The sequence below is a fragment of the Burkholderia ubonensis genome (assembly GCF_902833085.1).
In the GTDB taxonomy this organism is placed as follows: domain Bacteria; phylum Pseudomonadota; class Gammaproteobacteria; order Burkholderiales; family Burkholderiaceae; genus Burkholderia; species Burkholderia ubonensis.
This window is the reverse complement of the sequence record NZ_CADFEB010000006.1, coordinates 319,654-340,670: the sequence shown is the minus strand read 5'-3', so window position 1 is coordinate 340,670 and position 21,017 is coordinate 319,654. Positions and strand designations below refer to the sequence as shown.

The 21,017-nt window shown below is 68.1% G+C and carries 12 protein-coding genes; all 12 read right to left on the bottom strand.

The window, feature by feature from the left end:
• Window positions 1–49: 49 nt before the first annotated feature.
• Window positions 50–4,687, bottom strand: a complete 4,638-nt coding sequence (locus tag HWX31_RS18680) for an RHS repeat-associated core domain-containing protein (RefSeq protein ID WP_174960212.1) — start codon at window positions 4,685–4,687, stop codon at window positions 50–52.
• Window positions 4,684–6,222, bottom strand: a complete 1,539-nt coding sequence (locus tag HWX31_RS18675) for a hypothetical protein (RefSeq protein ID WP_174960210.1) — start codon at window positions 6,220–6,222, stop codon at window positions 4,684–4,686. Before HWX31_RS18675 ends, HWX31_RS18680 begins: the two co-directional genes overlap by 4 nt.
• 456 nt (window positions 6,223–6,678) lie before the next feature.
• A complete protein-coding gene (locus HWX31_RS18670) occupies window positions 6,679–8,952 on the bottom strand; it encodes a type VI secretion system Vgr family protein (RefSeq protein ID WP_174960208.1) in 2,274 nt (757 codons plus the stop codon).
• On the bottom strand, window positions 8,949–11,603 hold the full coding sequence (gene tssH, locus HWX31_RS18665; protein ID WP_174960206.1) for a type VI secretion system ATPase TssH: 2,655 nt from the start codon (window positions 11,601–11,603) through the stop codon (window positions 8,949–8,951). The genes HWX31_RS18670 and tssH overlap by 4 nt, the downstream gene beginning before the upstream one ends.
• Before the next feature lie 21 nt (window positions 11,604–11,624).
• Window positions 11,625–12,749, bottom strand: a complete 1,125-nt coding sequence (gene tssG / locus HWX31_RS18660; protein WP_415493587.1) for a type VI secretion system baseplate subunit TssG — start codon at window positions 12,747–12,749, stop codon at window positions 11,625–11,627.
• Window positions 12,713–14,599, bottom strand: coding sequence for a type VI secretion system baseplate subunit TssF (tssF, locus tag HWX31_RS18655; RefSeq protein WP_174966153.1), 1,887 nt, complete (start codon window positions 14,597–14,599; stop codon window positions 12,713–12,715). Before tssF ends, tssG begins: the two co-directional genes overlap by 37 nt.
• Before the next feature lie 4 nt (window positions 14,600–14,603).
• Window positions 14,604–15,152 carry a type VI secretion system baseplate subunit TssE gene (tssE, locus tag HWX31_RS18650; RefSeq protein ID WP_059660142.1) on the bottom strand — a complete coding sequence of 183 codons (549 nt, stop codon included), beginning with the start codon at window positions 15,150–15,152 and terminating at the stop codon, window positions 14,604–14,606.
• Window positions 15,153–15,170: 18 nt separating this feature from the next.
• Window positions 15,171–15,662, bottom strand: coding sequence for an Hcp family type VI secretion system effector (locus HWX31_RS18645; RefSeq protein WP_059610250.1), 492 nt, complete (start codon window positions 15,660–15,662; stop codon window positions 15,171–15,173).
• Between the two features lie 34 nt (window positions 15,663–15,696).
• Window positions 15,697–17,205 carry a type VI secretion system contractile sheath large subunit gene (tssC, locus tag HWX31_RS18640; RefSeq protein WP_042587906.1) on the bottom strand — a complete coding sequence of 503 codons (1,509 nt, stop codon included), beginning with the start codon at window positions 17,203–17,205 and terminating at the stop codon, window positions 15,697–15,699.
• Window positions 17,198–17,776, bottom strand: a complete 579-nt coding sequence (gene tssB / locus HWX31_RS18635) for a type VI secretion system contractile sheath small subunit (RefSeq protein WP_059714690.1) — start codon at window positions 17,774–17,776, stop codon at window positions 17,198–17,200. Before tssB ends, tssC begins: the two co-directional genes overlap by 8 nt.
• Before the next feature lie 55 nt (window positions 17,777–17,831).
• On the bottom strand, window positions 17,832–18,878 hold the full coding sequence (gene tssA / locus HWX31_RS18630; protein ID WP_174966154.1) for a type VI secretion system protein TssA: 1,047 nt from the start codon (window positions 18,876–18,878) through the stop codon (window positions 17,832–17,834).
• A gap of 49 nt (window positions 18,879–18,927) precedes the next feature.
• Window positions 18,928–21,012, bottom strand: coding sequence for a serine/threonine protein kinase (locus tag HWX31_RS18625; protein ID WP_175933947.1), 2,085 nt, complete (start codon window positions 21,010–21,012; stop codon window positions 18,928–18,930).
• Between the last annotated feature and the right edge of the window lie 5 nt (window positions 21,013–21,017).

The following is a 21,017-nucleotide window of genomic DNA, read 5'->3' as shown; positions in this document are numbered from 1 at the left end:
GGCCCACGGCCGCGACGGTCTGTCGAGCACGGTCCTGCGAGTGACTGGATTACTGCACTCCCGTTTCATTCTTCACTTTGTGATACTCCTGAAGCCTGTGGCAATCATGGCATGCATACCCCTGATGGTTCGCGTCGCTGTATGTCCATTGCCTTACGGCTCTGCTGTCCTCGTCTATGCCGCGCTGAATGCCTCTTGCTTCGGCGTGGTTACAAGCCGAACCGGGCACCTTGTCATCATGGTGGTGCCCTTCGTGTGCTGGACGATCCGGGGCGAAGTGTTCAGGTTCGAGATTACCGCTGCCTGGCTTGTAGTTCGGATTGGGAGAATCATAGCCAAGCCCGGTGTACGGCCTTGTTCTTGTCTCCGTCTCACCCTTGTTTTTCGGCGTGAACGCGTATGTATCGCCTCCGCCATAGCCCAACGGACTCTTTTTCCGATTTCCCGGGATAATCACGTCTTTGTCCATGTCGAATCCGTGATTTCCCAGCCGGTCGAACGCGACCGCCACCTGTGCAGGACTCAATGTGCCGTTTGATGTGATCGCAATTCGCCCGTCCTCCAGTTCGGTGAGGGCGGTCACGTTGCGTCCATCCGGGTTCGTCCCCTTCCCGCTATGGTAGTAGTCCCATCCGGCCCGATGAATGTCCGCCACGATCTCATTCCCCTGCTCCGCCGTCAGCGTGGGCCGCTTGTGCGGAACGTCACTGTTGCCTTCCTTGGCTTGCTCTTTCGAAGGCCCCAGATCGGGATGCTGTGCACCGTCCTCCGACGAAGCGGCTGCCTGTTTGTTGCTGTGCAGCCCGCGCAGATCAACCGAAACAAGCGGATTGGGGACATAAGCATAGAGATTGACGCCGCCCGCTTGTCCCTTGGGATCCGACTGCAAATACCGCCCAAGGTCCGGGCTATATGATCGGAACCGGTTGTAGTGCAGCCCGATCTCTCGCTCGAGCCAATGCCCCGGCCATCGCAAGTCGTACTCCAGTGCGTTTCCCGCTTCGACCCGTACGGCCCCATACGCGTCAATTGCTTGCGCGCGCCAGACCACTTGGCGGTCGCTGTCTTCGATCCACTCGGGCAGGCCAGCCTGATTGCAGAAAACGAAGTACGCTCGGCCGGCCTCCGGTGACGCGTGAACACAGGGATAGTCGATAAACATGAAAGGCAGGAGCGCAATCTCGTTCACGTACACGTAGACCCGCAACTCACCGTTTGGCGCAATTTCAGCGGCAACGCGGTCACCGTCCCAGTAGTATTCAGTGTGTTCAGCGCCCATTGTCTTGCTGACTCGCCGGCACAGTCCATCGTACTTCGCAGTCCATACCTCGTTGCGGTCGCTCCAGCTCACCTTTACGAGCAGGTCCAGACTGTTGTAATGCCAGGCGGTGCGAGCGTTGCCGCCGAGTTCTTCACAAAGGTGATTTCGGTCGTTGTAACGAAACGTGCTGAAAGACGACGTCGCAAGACGATTACCCTCGTCATAGCGCATCCACTCGCGTGCCGGAGTCGACAACAGATTGCCGCCGGGGTCATATTCGTAGCGTCGCACACGCCACCCATCCCGAGTTTCTTCAATCGGCCGATGCGCCGCATCGTACTGATACTCGGTCATGCCTTTCGCGCTATCGATTACCCGCCGCAGGTCACCCGTCGCGCTGTACCGATACTGCACCCAGCCGATATCCATTGCGCCGCCCCCTGTCCAGACGATGCGACCGCCACAACGTCCGGCCTCGTCGAAACCGTATAGCGCATTGGTTCCATTGCCGAGGCATAGCAAGATCCGCCCGTCGCACGTACGATAAACCTTGTGGGAGCCCCCTGTGGGAGGATGAATCCGAACTTCTCCGTCGCCCACCGCCTCGTAATGCACCTCGAAACGATCGAGGTACGTCGTCCTCGCGAGCTGGCCTCCTGCATAGGCGTGCTCGACACCACGACCATCGCGCTTGTCGACCGTACGGCGATTGAGGGCGTCGCGAGACATGGAGACATCGAACTCATCAGTCGAGACCTTTATCAAGTTTGCGCGCGCGTCATATGCGTAGGTGTGTACCTCGCCGCTCGCGCAAATGCGCTTGCTGTACAGGCCATCGTCGCCGACTTCGAACTGCAACAGGACATTTCCCGCGCCGTCCCGCTTCTCGATAACCCGATCGCCGGCGTCGTAAGCGTACGTCTCCCGCAGCACGCCATGGCGCCTCACGCTGGTCACGCGATCCTTGAAGTCATAGGTGTACGCGCTTTCGTTGCCGTTTGCGTCGACGATCGCCGCAATCCTTCGCTTCGGCGTATACCGATACCGGACCGTGTTGCCCAGCGGATCGGTTTCGCGCTCACGCAGGTTCCAAGACGTCACGCTATAGTAATAGTCGCGTCCGTCCTTGTCGCGACGCTGCTGCAAATTTCCAGCCCCGTCGTATGTCAGCCGTTCAATCCGGCCATGTTCGTCGGTACGGGCGATGACCCGCCCTGCCGCATCGCGCTGTTCAGATGGTGATGACGCCGGTGCGTCTGGGGCGAAGATCGTTGCGGCTTTCTTCGCTATTTCGGGCGGAAGCAATACCGTATCAGCAAGCCGTATTCGCCCGCCCTTGCCCCACTGCAAGTCAAGTGGCGATCCAGGTTCGGGGTGGGCGAAAGGATTGGGCAAGACTGGCGCCTCATCCTTCGTGGGCCAGCCGTTCCCCCAGCGGTCAACGCGCGCCGTGTTGCGGCCGCGCTCGTCATAGATCCAGCGCAACACACGGCCGCTCGAATCGACCTCCTCGATGACGCGCCCATCTGAGCCCGTCACCCGCTCCTCAGCTCCGCCATACGGATCTATTATCCGCGTAATCGTGCCGGCCTCGTTGTACAGGACTGTCCACTTACCGCCGTCGCCCTCGATAACGATCGTGCGTCGAGGATGGTACTGGAAAGCGACGCGCCACATCCCGTCTTGCCCGGTGCTCTCGACGCAACGGCCTTCGCTGTCGTACTGGTAAAAGAATGAATATCCGCTCGGGTCAGTGAGACGGATGACGCGATGCCCGGAATCGTACGCGTACGTTGACGTTGCGCCCATCGCATCTTGGTGCTCGACAAGACAGCCTTCGGTATCGTATTCGTAATGTGCGATCCGTATGGTCTGCCCGTCAGGGTCGGTCAGCAGGACCTCAATTATTCGTCCGCGTGAATCGTATTGAAATTCTATTGTTCGCCGGACGTTGCCGTTCTCGTCAGCCTGCGCGATCCACTCGATGTCTCCCGCGATGTTCCGGCGGAAGGTTGTCCGAACACCATTACGATCATGAAAAACGAAACGGGCCAACGACGTGGTTTCACGGCTCCGCTCGAAAAACAGATGTCCGTGCGCGCCATGCCAGAGAACGAACTGGTTAGCGTCGTGCTGCTCGAGTTCATAGCCATCACTGCAGCCGGCATAACTTCCGTCCGCATTCTTGTCGAATTCGAATTCGCGGCCACGCGGGTCAGTATAAATCGCTCGCGTTCGCAAAAGCCGAAGCTCGTGCTGGAAGGTATGTCGAAACCCGCATCCGAGAAGCCCGTCGCGCTCGTGCCATGCGCTGCTGTAGTGACGACCCCATTCGAACGGTGCAGTTTCGTTGGTTTCATAATCCATGAACCGGTTTTCGACATCACCCGTTACCGGATTGATCGGCTCACCTCTTCCATCGCACTCGTGATGTTGCGTGCGTGCCCTACGCTTTCCAGGGTTGACATTCTTCCTCAGCCCCCACCCAGCCATTGCCGCCGCCATCGCATCCGGCATCGGAAACCCGCCGACCAGCACGGTCGGATTGCCCGCGAGCAGCATACCCATGCTCGGCTCGATGCCAGGATCCTTGCCCATCAGATTGCCAAGCAGCATCATCGCTGCATCCGCAACCGTCTGCGCGGCCATCATCGCGGCCGCCAGTCCCTCGCCATGCGCTGCGTCGGCGGCAGCACCCGCTGCGCCCGACGCAGGCCCAACCGCCGCATTGCCGACCTTCCATGCCTTGCCTGCGCGTCCCATCCAGCGCGCCCGGCCCGACACCTCTGCGGCCTCGCTCGCAGCCTGCTCGCCTTTCTCCGCAGCGCTCCCCGCTTCCTCACCGGACTTCCCCGCATGCCCCATCGGATTGCAATGCCGCGTCATGTCGATGCCCATGCGCGCCGCACGCATCCCGCCGAAGAACGTATTGCTCGATCCCGTCTGAATATCGAAGTAAGGCGTCAGCCCGCCACAGGTAGGCGCAATGCCGATGTCCAGCACGCGGGCCGCAGGAATGCCGCCGATCAGCACGCTCAAGCAACCGCTGCCGATCGTCGCACCCATACTCGGCAACGGAAAACCGCTGCTCGGCGGATGACTGTGCGCATGCGGCGTGCCGAGGTGCGGCACGCCGATGGTGGCCGCCGGCATCCCCGGCATCTTGTCGAGCAGCGGGATCTGCGCGATGCCGGTATTGAGCAACTGCGACGGCGCGCTTTGCAGGGATGCAAGCGCATTCACGGCCTCGCTGACATGATGGAGCGCGCTGCCGTCCGACGAGAACGTCTGCTTGAATGGATCGAAAGTCGACTTGACCGTATCGAGCAGCGAGTCGCACGCAGTGTCCGCCTTCGATTCCGATGGCGCCGCATGGCTCTCGGACGGCTCGGATGCGCGCGTCAACCGGTTTGCCGGTTCACTCATTGCCGTGCCCGTTCATATCCGGCCATCGGATCATGCGTGACCCGCGCCGCGGCGCCACGCAGGCGAGCCACGTAAAGCGGATCCTTTTCCAGTTCGTACGCCCTCGCCTCGGTTTTCAGTCCGGCGTTCCCGTAAAGCGACACGAGCCGATCGAGGATGCCGATGCGCTGTCGTTCGCAGCCGAACTGCTCGCACAGACCCTTCGCATCGATCCAGCCCTTCGCGGCTTCCGCCGCCTTGCCGCACGCGAGCAGCGCGACGCCGGCCTTCTCCATCGCCTCGATTTTCGTATGCACGAGCATCAGCCTGCCGGCGGCGCCGCTCGCCAGATCGAAATAGACAGCCGCCTTCGCATGTTCGCCGAGCGCGTTGCAGCAATTGCCTACCGCCATCAGCGAATTGAGCACGACCAGCAGATTGCTGCCGTCGAGCGCCGCCGGCAGCGCCCGCACGTACCAGTCCTTTGCATCGCGCGGCGACCCGTGGCGCAACGCCACGTCGCCCAGGCCATGCAATGCCACTGCGCAGCCTGTCGCATCCTTGCGCTCCGCATGAAACGCAAAAAGCGCGTAATACTTGCGCTGTGCGTCGGGCAACCGGCCGTGCGCAAGGTCGATCGCCGCGATCTGCATCAAGGCTCCCATGCGCTGCTCGATCGGCTGCGCCGCATCGTTCGCGGTGGCGACCAGGTTGCGGGTTGCCTTTTCGGACGAGAAATCCACCGGAAGGATCAACACATGCTCCGCTTTTTTCTCGCGAGCGAGCGGAATCAGGCAGGGATGATTCCGATCGTCGCGAATGCAGAACCGATGCCCCTCCATCCAGTCCTCAAAGCCGTTCAGCGCCAGGCATTGCAGCAGCATCTTCGCGAAGCCGCCGACGTCGCCGACCGGTGACGGCAACCACGCCCAGACGACCTTCACGCCTTCGGGCACCAGCATGCGAACATGCATGACGGCATCGCGCAGCCGTTCCGCGGGTGTGCGCCTCGGATCGGTACACGTCAGCGGCAAGGGCGGCCAGCCCGCTTCGCCACGCTCGACGCGCGCCGCGCTCTCTTCGTCGACCTGGCGGGCGAGCGTCTCCATGCACGTCTGGAGATACGCGCCGGCCGCGTCGCATGGAAACGGAAAGATCAGGAAAATCGCATCGCCGACGCGCTCGTCGAGCGATTGCATCATTTTGAGAACAGGCACGACGTCGTTATCGGTCGCTTCGAGCAACAGCGTCGGATCGTCGGGCTGCTCGATGAAGGCTTCGATCGACGATTCGATGGCGGCGAATTCACGATGCATGAGGGCGCGCTTCCTTGTCAGTTCAACCGGACGTACCGGCTGCGCACCACCGTGTCCGCCTCGGTTCGGATGTCGACGCCGCCGCGCCCACCTTCGAGTTCGAGCGTCTGCGCGCTCAGCCGAAGCTTGCCGGCGACTTCGATGTTCACGTTCCGGTTCAGCAACGTCACGACCGGCCCGTCCGGCGACGCACGCACCTGCAGCAGCGGGCAGCCCGACGCATCCGTCACCTGCACGCATTTGTCCGGTTCGAGCGCAAGCGCCACGGCCGGCTCGACGATCGGCTCGACCGGCTCGCCGCGGCCGGCCCGCTTCAGCAGGCCGGAGACCAGATACTCAGGCCAGTTCACCGGCGACTGCAGCAGCACGCGATCGCCGATGCCGGGCTTCACGCCGTCCACGCATTCGAGCCAGCGCTCGCACGCATTGCCGTCCTGCATCGACCATTTCACGCGAACCCGCCCCATCGCGTCGGGATGATGCGTATCCGTCACCTCGCCGATCAACGTTGCCGATTCGGCGCGCTCGACCGGAGGGGAAGGTTCGGGCGGCATGTCGTTCTCGAACAGCCGCCGCAATGCACTGACGGTATCCGCTTCAAGCGCATCGTCGATCGTCATCTGATCCGCTTCGTTTTCCATCGAATGCCTCCCATGCTTCGAATGCAACCGGGCAACCGGCAAGCGCCGGTGTAAATCAATTGATATGGGCGATCGTCCCCTGTATCGTCACGCCCGAACCATCGAGCGTGACGGAGCCGCCTTTCGTCGAGAGGACGATCTTCGTCGCCGTGACGTTGACTTCACAACTGTCCGTACCGTTGTCGATATGGATCTTCGGTGCCTGCAGACTCGCCGTCGCCTTGCCTGAAAGCTTGAGATCGTCCTCGCCGTAGATCTTGACGCCTGGCTTAAAGCCGGCAATGTCCACGCCCTTGCCATCTCCGACGATGCTCACGCCGCCGACGCGGCCTGAGAGACTGACACCGGAGTCGCCGCCGGTCCCGTCGATGACCACTCCGACCTTTTCCTTGTTGATTTCCACAAAGCTCTTCTCGACGCTCATCGCGATGCAATCGCCTGCGACCGTCGACGCAATTTTCTTGACGTCGACCGCATGATTTCCCGACTTGACTTGCGCGGCATACGAGCCGGCTTCAACGACATGCGTGCTGTCCCCCTTGACGAACACGTCATGCTTTCCGCTCACCACCGCGAGGCTGTGATTGCCTTTCGCAACGGTATGCGAACTATCGCCTTCGACGGACACGCTGCGGCTCCCCCCCACCCCATGCGTCTCGTTCCTCACGATCTGCGCGACCCTGTCCTGCCCGATCGTCACCGTCTCGTCCCGCCCGACGCTGCGTTGCCGGTTTTTCTTCACCTGCATCGTCTCGTCGTTGCCGACCGTATGCGTATGGTCGTGCCCGACCGACAGCGAATGATCGGCCTCCGTCTCCGCGTCGAAATTCCGCTCGGCATGCATCCATAGCTGTTCCGCGCCCTTCTTGTCCTCGAACCGGAACGCGTTCGCATGCTCGGTCGTCCCGCCCGGCGACGACCTCGACAGCAGCCCGCTTTGCGTCGCGCTCCCGGGCAGCCCCCACGGCGGCATCCGCTCGCCGTTGTATACGCGCCCGGTCACGATCGGCTGGTCGGGATCGCCGTTCAGGAAATCGACGACCACCTCGTCGCCGATGCGCGGAATCTGCACGCCGCCGAAGCCGCCGCCCGCCCACGGGCTCGACACGCGCACCCAGCACGACGAATCCTGGTTGCTCTGACCGTACCGATCCCAGCGGAACTGCAGCTTCACGCGGCCGTACTGGTCGGTCCAGATCTCCTCGCCCGGCGGCCCGACGACGGTCGCGGTCTGCGGGCCGCTGGTACGCGGCCGCGGTGTCACGCGCGGCGAGCGGTACGGCAGGCTCGACGGCTGCACGACCACCTGCGACGCATGCACGACCGCATCGGCGCCGCCGCCGGTCGCGTACGCGTTTTCCTGGAACCGGTACGCGCATTCCACGATCAGGTATTCGCGGTTCTGGTCGGCGCGCGGGCAATGCGCGAGCGTGAACAGCCACCCCGGCGCGATCCCGCGTACGTCCGTGCTCGCGCTCGCGCGCTCGTGCTCCGCCTGCCGCTCCTCGAGACGCACGCGGCTGTAGCGCACGCCGGGCGCGTCGTCGCGATAGCCGCCCGGCCATTCGAACGACGCGAAGCCGTCGTGGTCGTGGCCGCGCGGATCGATCTGCTGCGCGGATAGATCCGCGCGCGGCTTCGTGTAGTCGTAGTCGCTGGTCTGGTGCTTGCCGATGCTCACCTCCTGCGCGGGCAGCCAGCTGTCGACATGTTCCTCGTCGGCGATCGCCGTGCGGTCGGGCGCGATGAACGGAATCGTCGCGTAACCGGGCAGCGCCGCATGCGACGACATCGCGTCGCACAGCACGAGCGTATGACTGTCCGCCGCGTGCCTGAAATAAAAATAGATGCCCTCGAACTCCATCAGCCGCGACACGAACGCCTCGTCGGTCTCGTTGTACTGCACGCAGTAGTCGCGCGGCGCGTACGACTCCGTCAGCCGGCTCTCGATCGGAAAACCATAGGGCGCGAGCACCTCCTGCACGATTTCGGGCACGGTCTTGCTCTGGAAGATCCGGCAGTCCGAGCGGCGCGTCGCGAGCCACAGCCACGGGCGCACGACCAGCGCGTAGCCGTAGTAGCGCTCCGCGCGCCGGCCGGCCAGCGACGCACGCGCGACGATCCCGTTCAGGTAGCGCGTCGCGCCGTCCTGCTGCGCGATCCGCACCGTGACCGGCTTGCCGAGCAGGTCCTTCAACGACAGGCTGTGACTGTCGGCAAGCGCCTCGATCCGGTATTCGAACAGGCGACCGAGCGCTTCCTCGCCGTCGAGCCGGTGGAATTTCAGGTCGTCGCCGTTCGGGCTGTCGAGTGTGAACACGCGGGTCACGTCGTCTCCTCCTCGCCGGACTGGCCGACAAACCGATAAACGAACTGGCCGTCGGCCGCGCTCACGTCGATCGCCGCGAGCGCGCGGCCGTCGAGCGTCGCGCGCAGGATCGCCTGGCTGATGCGCGGCAGCACGGTGTGCGTGAGGATCGCGTCGACCATCCGGCCGCCGGATTCGATCGTCCGGCAACGCTCGACGATCAGCGCGGTGGCCGGGTCGGCGCAATGCAGTCGGATGCCGTGATGCGCGTCGATCCGCCGCTCGATGCGCCGCAGCTGCAGCGCGACGATGCGCGCGAGCAGCGCGTCGGTCAGCGGGTAGTACGGCACGACGGTCAGCCGGCCGAGCAGCGCAGCCGGAAACACGCCGAGGAGCGGCGCGCGCAGCGCCTCGGCGAGCGCCTGCGCATCGGGCAATTGTTGCGGATCGCGGCACAGCTGCATCACGCGCTCGGAGCCGACGTTCGACGTGAGCAGGATCACCGTGTGCCGGAAGTCGATCGCACGCCCTTCGCCGTCCTCCATCCAGCCCTTGTCGAACACCTGGAAGAACAGCTCGTGCACGTCGCGATGGGCCTTCTCGATCTCGTCGAGCAGCACGACGCTGTACGGCCTGCGCCGCACCGCCTCGGTCAGCACGCCGCCCTGCCCGTAGCCGACGTAGCCGGGCGGCGCGCCCTTCAGCGTCGACACGGTGTGCGCTTCCTGGAATTCGCTCATGTTGATCGTGATCGCGTTGTGCTCGCCGCCGTACAGCGTGTCGGCGAGCGCCAGCGCGGTCTCGGTCTTGCCGACGCCGGACGGGCCGCACAGCAGGAACACGCCGTGCGGCTTCGCGGGATCGTCGAGCCGCGCGCGGGCGGTCTGGATGCGCTCGGCGATCAGCTCGATCGCGTGACGCTGGCCGACGACGCGCTCGCCGAGCGTATCGGCGAGGTTCAGCACCGCCTGCGTCTCGTCGCGCACCATCCGGCCGAGCGGAATCCCGGTCCAGTCGGCGACGACGGCCGCCACCGCGTGCGCATCGACCGCCGGCAGCACGAGCGGCGCGTCGCCCTGCAGCGCGGCAAGTGCCGCCTGTGCGCCGGCCAGTTTCGCCTGCAGGTCCGCGCGCGCCGAGGCGTCCGGCGTTTCGTCATTCAGCAGCGCCGCGCGCGCGCCTACGATCGTCTCGAGCGCGTCGCGCTCTGCCCGCCAGCGCGCGTCGAGCCGGTCGAGGTCCGCCTGCGCGGCGGCGAGCGCCGTGTCGATCTCGTCGAGCCGCGCCGTATCGCCGGCGCCGAGCGCGCACTCGCGCGCGATCCGCTCGCGTTCGACGCGCAGGCCGTCGATGCGCCGGCGCGCATCCTCGACCTGCGCCGGCACTGCGTGCTGGCTGACCGCGACGCGCGCGCACGCGGTGTCGAGCAGGCTGATCGCCTTGTCGGGAAGCTGGCGGGCCGGAATGTAGCGATGCGACAGGTTGACGGCCGCCTGCAATGCATCGTCGAACACGAGCACGCGGTGATGCGCTTCGAGCTTCGCGGCGAGCCCGCGCAGCATCGTGAGCGCGGCGTCCTCCTCCGGCTCGCTCACCTGCACGAGCTGGAAGCGCCGCGTCAGCGCCGGGTCCTTCTCGATGTGCTGCTTGTATTCGGACCACGTCGTCGCGCCGATCGTGCGCAGATGGCCGCGCGCGAGCGCCGGCTTCAGCAGGTTCGCGGCGTCGCCGGTGCCGGCCGCGCCGCCCGCGCCGACGAGCGTATGCACTTCGTCGATGAACAGGATCACCGGCCGCTCGCCGGACATCGCTTCGTCGATCACGCCGCGCAGGCGGCTCTCGAACTCGCCCTTCACGCCGGCGCCGGCCTGCAGCAGCCCGAGGTCGAGCAGGTACAGCGCGACGTCGCGCAGCGGCGGCGGCACGTCGCCCGCGACGATGCGCAGCGCGAAGCCCTCGGCGACGGCGGTCTTGCCGACGCCGGCCTCGCCGACCAGCAGCGGGTTGTTCTGCCGGCGCCGCAGCAGGATGTCGACGATCTGCCGGATCTCGCCGTCGCGCCCGACCACGGGGTCGATCTCGCCCGCCCGCGCGCGCGCCGTCAGGTCGACCGCGAAACGCGCGAGCGCCGTGCCCGGTCCGGCGGAAGCGTCCCGCGCGTCACCCGCGGCGGCGCGCGCGGCCGGCGGCGGCGCTTCCGGCGAACCGTCGACGATCGATTCGAGCGCGTCGGCCAGCACGTCCGGCACGACGCGCTCGAACTCGCGCGCGATCCCGTACAGCACGCTGCGCAATTGCGGCGTCTTCAGGATCGCGAGCAGCAGCGTCGCGCCGCGGATCTGCGCCGCATCGTATTTCAGCGTCGCGTAGACCCATGCGCGCTCGACGGCGTCGTCGATGTGCGCGGACAGGTCCGACACCGAACCCGCGCCGCGCGGCAGCCGGTCGAGCGCGGCGACGATCCCGCGATCGAGCGCGGCGGCGTCGACCTCGAAGCGGCGCAGGATGCGGTGCAGGTCGCCGTCCGGCCGCTGCAGGATCTGCTTCAGCCAGTGCGCGAGCTCGACGTACGGGTTGCCGCGCAGCCGGCAGAAGCCGGTCGCCTGCTCCAGCGTCTCGTAGAGGAGCGGATTCAGTTTTCCGAACAGGGTGACGCGGCCGATATCGGACATGGCGGCTCCGGCTTGGTTGATTTACGCAGGTTCACGATGACGCGCGGCCTGGCGGATGACCAGATCGCGCGCCGGTCCCGGGTCGAGCCGCCGCCCGAGCCACGCGGTGCGGCCGATCCCGTGCGGCGCGCCGAGCGCGAGAGCCGGCACCGCGTCGTGCGCGAGTTCGAGCTGCACGTCCCAGTCGAATTCGACGCCGGCGTACTCGCGCACCCACTGCGCGAGCTGCCGCGCATACGCGCCGCCGGGCAGGAACCGCCGGTACGCGTCGAGCGACAGCGGGCCGAGCACGATCCGGAAGCGCGACTGCGCATCGCGCACCGCGAGGCCGAGCACCGCGCCGCCGAGCGGCTGGGTCGGCCGCGTCGCGTGGAGCGCGCAACGCTGCGCGCGGTCGATCGCCACCCATTGCGGCACGTGCTCGACGATGCGCGCCGCGACGCCGAAATGGCGGCGCAGGATCTGCACGAGCCCTTCGGGGTTGCGCGTATGCCGCACCAGATGGCCCGCGTGGAAATAGCGCGCATGCGGCGCGAGCGCATCGGCCGGGGCCGCCGGGGCATCGGCCGCGCCCGCACGCCCGATCAGGCTCGCGACGTAGCCGTCGAAGCGCGCACGCGCGGGCCGGTCGAGGCTCACGGTCGGCTGCGCGTCGGCCCATGCGCGATAGAACAGCAGGATCAGCCGGTGATGGAACAGGTCGGCGAACGCGGCGAACGCGCGATCGCCGTGCTGGCTCGCGCGCTCGTGCGCGTATTCGGTCAGGTGCGACGGCAGCGGCCCGTTCGGCCCGAACAGCCCGAAACCGTGGATGGCGATGCGCGGCACGCCGCCGCCGTCATCATCCACGCCGGCCAGCATCGCCGCCGCGAACGCGAGCGACGGCGCCTGGCCGAGCCGCACCGGTTCGTCGCGCGCTCGCGCGGCGCGGCCGAGCGGCGCATGCGCGGGCGACAGCGCGTCGAGCCAGCGCAGCGCGTCGAACAGGTCGTACCCCTGCGGCGCGGCGCGCAGGCGCGCCCAGAACGCGTCACGACGCGCCGCGGTGTCGGCGGCAGCGGCGGCGGGATGCGTTGCGGCCGACGGGCCGCGCGGGTCCGGTGCGCGCGTCATATCGCGGGCCGCCTGCCGACGCGCGCCGGCCAGTGCGCGAGCCTGCCGCGCTGCGCGCTCGTCAGCACGCATTCGGCGAACGCATTGATCGACACGTGCCGCGCGAAGAACTGTTCGAGCACCGCGCCGAGCAGGAACGGGCTGTCGCCGGAAAACGCGTGATCGTCGACGGTCACGTCGACCTGCACGCCGCGCCCGAACATCAGCGGCCCGGCGGCGGGCAGGCGGTGGAACACCGGCGCGAACGCGACCCGCCGCACGCCGTCGATCTGCCGGCGCATCGCGGCATCGGCCGGGTCCGCGTGCAGGCCGAGCAGTTCCCGCAGCACGTGCGCGCCCTCCTCGTCGTCGAGATCGGTCAGCGTGTGCCGCGCGAGCCCGAGATGGCGGATCAGCCGCCATGCGGTCTGCGCGTCGGCGATCGGCGGACGCGGCCGCGACGGCCCGCGGATCGCGACGATGCGCTCGACGGGCGCGGACACGCGCAGCGTGAACGTGTTCGCGTCGCCGGGCGGCTGCAGCAGCACGAGATCGCGGTTCGTGCACAGCGTGTCGACGGCCAGGTAGCGCATCGACTCGTCGTACGGCGCGCACTGGCTGTCGACCAGCGACACGTAGACCTCGCTGCCGACGTAGCCGGTGCGCGTGCCGTTCGCGCGCACCTGCGCGGACACGAGACGCGGCTCGCGCCGCACCGTGTAATACGCGCCGTAATTGCCGTCGTCGCCGGCGAACGACGCATGAAACGGCCGGAATTCGCGCGTCTGCCCGCGCACCTGGCCGTCATCGCGCGGCTCGCTCGCGAGCCGCTCCACCGCATAGACCTCGTAGTCGAGCGGCCGGCTGCGATCGACGACGACGTGATGCTCGCGCACGCCGGGCGCCACCGGGATGCGGTCGCCGCGGCGCTTGAACAGGTTCACGGCCGGCGTGCAGTTCAACGCGAGATGCCGCGCGTCGACGGCAGCCTCGAGCGCCGCGTCGTGGCGATCGAACAGCAGCGTCAGCTCGCATTCGTCGCCGGTCGCGCGCGCGAGCGCGGGCCGCAGCCCGTCGATGCTGAAGAACAGGAACCGCGCGGGAAACGCGAAATACTCGCGCAGCAGCCGGTAGCCGTGGAAGCTGCGGCCGTCGTCCGGCAGGATCGCCTGCTCGGCGTCGAAGCCCTGGTGGACGACCGCGTCGGCGCCGAGCGCATGCGCCCAGCGCGGCGGCTGGCCGGGATCGTGAACGACGACGCCGAGCGTATGCGCGGCGATCAGTTCGAGCAGATGCAGCGCATCCCGCTCCGGGCCGGCGAGATGGAACATCAGCCGGTCGAGCGGCAACTGCGCGAGATGCGCGCCGCCGCGCGCGCGCAGCCGGATCCGCAGCGCGCCGCGCACGTCGCGCCGGGCCGGCACGATCCCGCGCGGCAGGGAGGCCGGCGCGCCCGTCACCGCCGCGTCCGCCAGTTCGAGCGGCCACAGCGTCAGGTCGTGCGCGGTGCGGAATTCGCATGCGGTCGGCTGTTCGGCCGCGGCGGGCCGCGCGCGCAGCGCGGTGCCGGCCGGCAGCCGCCAGCCCTGCGCGAGGCTGCCCTCGTTCATCACCGGCGCGAACTGCACGATCGCCATCGACGGCAGCGGCGCGACGTAGCCCGGATACACCGCGTCGAGCAGCGCGTGCGTGAAACGCGGAAACTCCGCGTCCATCTTGAGCTGCACGCGCGCGGTGAGAAAGCTGAAGCCTTCGAGCAGCCGCTCGACGTACGGATCGGGCGGCCCCGACTCGGGCAGCCGCAGCCGCGCGGCAACCTTCGGGAACTGCTGCGCGAACTCGGCGCCCAGCTCGCGCAGGTACGCGAGTTCGCGGTTGTAGTACTCCAGCAGGCGCGTCTCCATCGGTTCAGGCTCCCGCCGCCGATTGCAGCGACATCGCGCCGGTCTCGAGATCGAGATCCGAGCGCAGCACGAATTCGACCGGATGCGGCACCGACCACAGCGTGCCCCGGATCTCGAACAGCAGCACGTTGTGCCGCCGCTCGCCGGCCGCGCCGCCGGGCGCATCGGGCACGCTGCGCACCTCGACGCTGGCGGGCGCGATGCGCGGCTCGAAGCGGACGATCGCATCGCGGATCGACGTCTCGACCGCGATCCGCTCGACGCCCGACATCGGCTTGCCGACGAGCGGCCGCATCCCGTAGTTGAGCACCGACGCCTGCGCGTGCGCGAACGCCGACCAGTCGACGAAGCCGTCCTCCGCGTTGCGCGTGTTGAGCAGCCACGCGAGATCGCGCAGCACCGCCGCACGCAGCCGCTCGGCGCCGATCCACTGCGCGCCGGGCGGCTCCGCGCGGCGCTGCGGGTCGGTGTCGGTCAGCCGGTCGAGCAGCGCGGGCTGCAGCCGGTCGCGCATGCCGCCGTCCCGGTCGTCGCCGGGGCGCAGGTCGTCCATGGTTCGGCCTCCGCGCCGCTACATCTCGGAGTTTTCCTTGATGTTCCAGCCGACCGACACCTCGGCGCCCTTGCCGCCGTTGTCGTTCTGCTGCCAGTACTGCTTCTTGACCTTCGCGGCCTGGAAGCCGTAGTGCATCAGCAGCCGGTCGGCGGCGTCGCCGGGGTCGACGCCCGCGACCTGCGCGGACGTGACGAGCACCTCCTGCAGCGTCACGCGCATGAACTCGACCTGCGTGCCGCCGGTCTTGCACGCGGAGATCTCGACCGACGGCAGGTGCTTGCCGCTCGCGCAGTTCTTGATGATCGCGGGCGCGCCCTTGTCCATGTAAGCGGCCACGACGAGATCGTTGAAGCTCGCCTTGCCCGCGTTGCCGCCGCTGCCGCTCGCCATCGCGCCCGGCTGGCTCGCGCCCCACGAAAACGTCTGGATGTCGGTCCAGCCCTTGTGCTGGGCGTCCGCCGATTCGCCGGTGACGCCGTCCACCTTCATAAACATCGCCACGCCCATTGCTGCCTCCGTCTGGTTGAATGCCGGTCGCCGCTCACTCGCCTGCCGCCTTCGCGGACGGCAGCTTCGAGATGAGCCGCAGCGATACGGTGAGCCCTTCGAGCTGGTAATGCGGCCGCAGGAAAAACTTCGATGCGTAATACCCGGGGTTGTCCTCGATCTCGTCGACGACGACCTGCGCGGCCGCGAGCGGCTTGCGCGCCTTGGTTTCCTGCGACGAGTTCGCCGGATCGCCGTCGACGTAGTTCATGATCCAGTCGTTCAGCCAGCGCTCCATGTCCTCGCGTTCGCGGAACGAGCCGATCTTGTCGCGCACGATGCACTTCAGGTAATGCGCGAACCGGCAGCACGCGAACAGGTACGGCAGGCGGCCGGACAGCCGCGCGTTCGCGGTCGCGTCGGGATCGTGGTATTCGGCCGGCTGGTACAGCGACTGCGCGCCGATGAACGCCGCGAAATCCGAGTTCTTCCGGTGCACGAACGGCATGAAGCCGTTCTTCGCGAGCTCGGCCTCGCGGCGGTCGCTGATCGCGATCTCGGTCGGGCATTTCTGGTCGACGCCGCCGTCGTCGGTCGGGAACGTGTGGCACGGCAGCCCCTCGACCGCGCCGCCCGACTCGACGCCGCGGATCGACGAGCACCAGCCGTACAGCTTGAACGAGCGGTTGATGTTGGCGGCCATCGCGTACGCGGAGTTCGCCCACGTGTAGCGATCGTGGCTCGCCGCGCCGGTGTCCTCCTCGAAGTCGAATTCGTCGACCGGATTGGTGCGCGCGCCGTACGGCAGCCGCGCGAGGAAGCGCGGCATCGCGAGCCCGACGTAGCGCGAATCGTCGGACTGGCGCAGGCTGCGCCACGCCGCGTACTCGGTGTTCTGGAAGATCTTGGTCAGGTCGCGCGGGTTCGACAGCTCCTGCCACGAGTCCATCTGCATCAGCTCGGGCGACGCGCCCGCGATGAACGGCGCATGCGCGGCCGCCGCGATCTTCGACAGCTCGCCGAGCATCTCGACGTCGGGCGGACTGTGGTTGAAATGGAAATCGCCGACGAGGCAGCCGAACGGCTCGCCGCCGAACTGGCCGTATTCCTCCTCGTAGACCTTGCGGAACAGCGGGCTCTGGTCCCACGCGACGCCCTTGTAGCGCTTGAGCGTGCGCGCGAGCTCGTTGCGCGACGCGGGCAGCGCCTTGATCTTCAGCAGCTCGTCGGTTTCGGTGTTCGTGACGAGGTAATGCAGCCCGCGCCACGCGCCTTCGAGCGTCTGGAACTCGCCGTGATGCAGGATCAGGTTGATCTGCTCGGACAGCTTGCGGTCGATCTCCGCGATGATCCGCTTGACGCTGCCGTACGCATCGGTCGTCATCCCGACCGTGTTTTCCAGCGCCTGCTGCGCGAGCGTGCGCACGGCCCGCTCGACCGATTCGCGCGCCTCGGCGGTCTTCGGCTTGAACTCCTTCTGCAGCAGCGCGGCGAACTCGTCGCGCGCGACGGCGGGCTGCGCGGCCGGGCGCGCGTCGGGTCGGGTCTGGGCGGATTCATTCATCGCGCACCTCCGGTTGGGTCGTGCCGTCCGGCAAGGCCGGCGCGTCGTTTGCTACTGCTGTTGCCGCGCTCGGCTGCCGCGACAGCGACTTCAGCAGCTCGGGATCGTTGATCGCCTGCTCGATCAGCTGCTCGGCGCCGTGCTTGCCGTCCATGTACGACAGCAGGTTCGACAGCTCGGTGCGCGCCTCCAGCAGCCGGCGCAGCGCGTCGACGTTGCGCGCGATCGCGGCCGGCGAGAAATCGTCGATGCGCTCGAACGTCATGTCGACGTTGAGCATCCCGTCGCCGGTCAGCGTGTTCGGCACCTGGAACGCGACGCGCGGCGCGACCGACTTCATCCGCTCGTCGAAGTTGTCGACGTCGATCTCGAGAAACTTGCGCTCCGGCAGGTCCGGCAGCGGCTCCGCGCGCTTGCCCGCGAGATCCGCGATCACGCCCATCACGAACGGCAGCTGGACCTTGCGCTCGGCGCCGTACGTCTCGACGTCGTACTCGATCTGCACGCGCGGCGCCCGGTTGCGCGCGATGAACTTCTGTCCGCTGCCCGCCCCTTTGATTCTGTCCGTCATCGTCTGCTCCTTCGCATCAAGTTGCGCCGTTCGCCGCCGCCCGCGCGGCATCGTGTCATTCGCTCCGCTGGCCGCTCAGCAGGTCCAGCTTCGGCAGGCTTTCCGGAGCGAGATCCCGGATGATTTCGTAGAAGTCGAGCGCGAGCAGCCGCTGCGCGCGCCGCAACAGCAGCGGCGCGGGATGGCTCGGCTCGTGCAGCTCGAAGTACCGGCAGATCTTGTCGAGGCCGATCCGCACGTCGTCGCGGCTCGTCACCTCGGCGTCGCGCCAGGCGCGGCCGTCGGGCTGCGCCGGCGCGGTGGCCGCCGCGTGCGGCGCGGCGGTTCCGGATGCGTCGGCCGGTTCGCCGGACGGGGCCGCCGGCTGCGGGCCGGACACCGTGAGCACGTCGAGCGCGATTCGCCGCAGCGCCTTCTCGAAGTCGCTCTCGTCGGGCGCCCATTCGCCGCCGAGCTTGTCCGTCACGCGCGCACGGATCGCGTCGAGCGCGTCCAGCACGGCAAGGCCCGCCTGCATGGACCGCGAGCCGTCGCCGCGTACGTGCGCGAGTTCGGCGATCAGCCGTTCGCGGGCGCCCGGCGCACGCTCCGCGTCGCCGTCGCGGCCGTCGAGCACGCGCTCGGCGTCGCGCACGCTCGGCCCGCCGTCGAACAGCGGCTGGCGGCGCGCCGCGCGCGCGCAGTCGTGTGCGCCCGCCACGTCGGCCAGCGCGTTGATCCGCAGCGTCGGGTCGGGGTCGCCGTCCGCATCGACGCGCGGATGCACGTCGTCCCACCACCGGTCGAGCAGGCCGGCGACGACGGCAAGCCCGTCCGCGTAGCCGGCCACGCCGTGCAGCTCGGTCCAGCTGCGCGCGAGGTGCGCGGCGATGCGCAAGTCCTTCGTGCGCGCCGACAGCGCGAGCGCGAGCCGCTCGACCGCGCTCCAGTCCGGCGCTTCGGCCGGGATCACGGTGTCGCCGTACTGCTGCTCCGGACGCGGCGTCGCGCGCTCCTGCAGTTGCAGGAACTCCGCCTCGTACTCGAGATTCGCGCCGCACGGCGCGTCGGGCGCGAGGCCGGCGAGCAGGCGGTCGATCAGGTCGGCGCGCGGCGTCTGCATGCGGGCTCCGTTGGCGGGTGCGGCGGCGGCGCGCGCCGTTTCGCTGGCGTCATTCGAATGCATAGTCGATGCTGATCGGCTTGCTGCCGGGGTCGATCGTCACGGTGCGCCGCAGCGGCGGCAGCGCGCCGTTGCGGATCTCGATCTGGTAGGTGCCCGGCGCCAGCGACACCGAGCGCAGCGGCGGGCTCGCGCCGCGCCGCACGCCGCTCACGTAGATGTCGCCCCACGGCCGCACGTGAAAGCGCACCGCGACGGTTTCCGGCCGGTCGGGCGGACGCTGCTCGTCCGGGGCGGCGGCGACGGCCTCGGCGGCGGACGGGGCCGGCGGGGCGGACGAAGCCGGCGGCGCCGCGGCGTCCGACGGCGGCACGGTGACGACCCGCTCGGACGCATCGAGGCTCGCGGCCGGCGCGATGCGCGAGCCGGGCGCGGCCGGGGCGGCGCTTGCGGTGTTCTTCGCGATCTGTGGCGGCGGTGTCGCGGCGGGTTCGCTCGCGACCGCCGTCGCGACTGCCGGCGTCGGCTCTTGCACGGATGGCTCTGCCGGTTGGCTCGACGGCGGGATGACGATCGGCGTGGGGCCGTGCTGTGCGGCGGCGAGCCCGGTGTCGCGGCCCGGTTCGGGTGCCATCGCCGGCGCCGGCGCGGCTGCCTGCGGCACGCTTGCACCCGATGCCGGCGAGTCGGCCGTGCGCACCGGTTTCGCGAGATAGGCGGCGCCGATGCCGATCGCCAGCAGCACGGCGAGCGCGCCGCCGACGTAGACGCCCGCGCGGCGGCCGCCGTGCCACGGGGTGTGCGCGGGGCGCCGGGCGTCCGTTCTCTGCGGACCGCTGGCCGGAGCGGCGGCTGTCGCGGCGTTGGCGGCCTTCGCGGACACGCTGGACGTGTCGGCGACAGGCTGCACGCCGGGCGTCGAAGATGCCGCGCCGGATTGACCCGATACGGCGTTTTCATCACGCGCGGGCTGGCGTTGCGTCGACGTCGCGGGCGTCTCGCTCGACGCAGGCGCTGCGGCACTGTCGGCGCTGGACGCCTCGTTCGACGCAGCCGCCGCGGCATTCCCGGCCCCGGCCGCCTGACGCTTCAGCGCCGGCTCGGCATCCGCCGCCGGCGAGGCTTGCGCGGACGCCGGCGCATCGCCGGACGAAGCGGCCGCCACGTCGGCCCCATACCCCACCCGACCGAACCCGCTCAGCCCCAGCTCCGCCGCGAACGCGGCCACCGATTCAGGCCGGTCCGCGATCCGCAATTGCAGCGCGTGATCGACTGCCGCGAGAAACCCCGGGCTGTACCGCTCGCGCGCCGGCAGCTCGCGCGTCGCGAGCGGCCGGTACGTATCCTTGATGCTGCGCACGACCGCGGCCGGCGGCAGCTCGCCGGTGATCATCGCGTGCATCACCGCGCCGAGCGCATACAGGTCGGTCCACGGCCCCTGGCTGAACGCGGGATCGTCGGTGTACTGCTCGATCGGCGCATAGCCGGGCTTGATCATCATCGCGCCGTCGTCGACGAGGTCGCCGATCTGTTTGCGCGCCGCCCCGAAGTCGAGCAGGATCGCGTTGCCGTCCGGACGGATCAGCACGTTGTCGAGCGCGACGTCGCGATGGAAGCACTGCGCGCGATGCAGCGTGTCGAGCGCGCCGAGCAGCGCGGCGACCACGTCGCGCAACTGCGTCTCGCTCATCTGCACGCCGCCGTCGAGCAGTTGCTTGAGCGTGCGCCCCTCGTAGAACGGCATCACCATGTACGCGGTGCCGTGGCTCTCCCAGAAATGCAGGACCTTGACGAGCCCCGGATGATCGAACTGCGCGAGCAGCCGCGCTTCGTTGAGGAACGCGCCGCGCCCCGCGTCGAACGCGGGCGCGAAGCGCTCCGAGCGCAGCGACACCGTGTAGTCGCCGCCGCGCGTCGCGAGCATCGACGGCATGTATTCCTTGATCGCGACCGCGCGCCGCAGCGTGCGGTCGAACGCCCGATAGACGATCCCGAAGCCGCCGATGCCGAGCACCTCGTCGAGCTGCAATTCGCCGAGCCTGTGACCAAGCGGCAGCGGCCGCACCGTGACTTCGGCCGCGTCGCCGCGGCTCGCCGTGTCCTGTCCGTTGTCTCTCGCGATTGAATCCTTCATGTCCA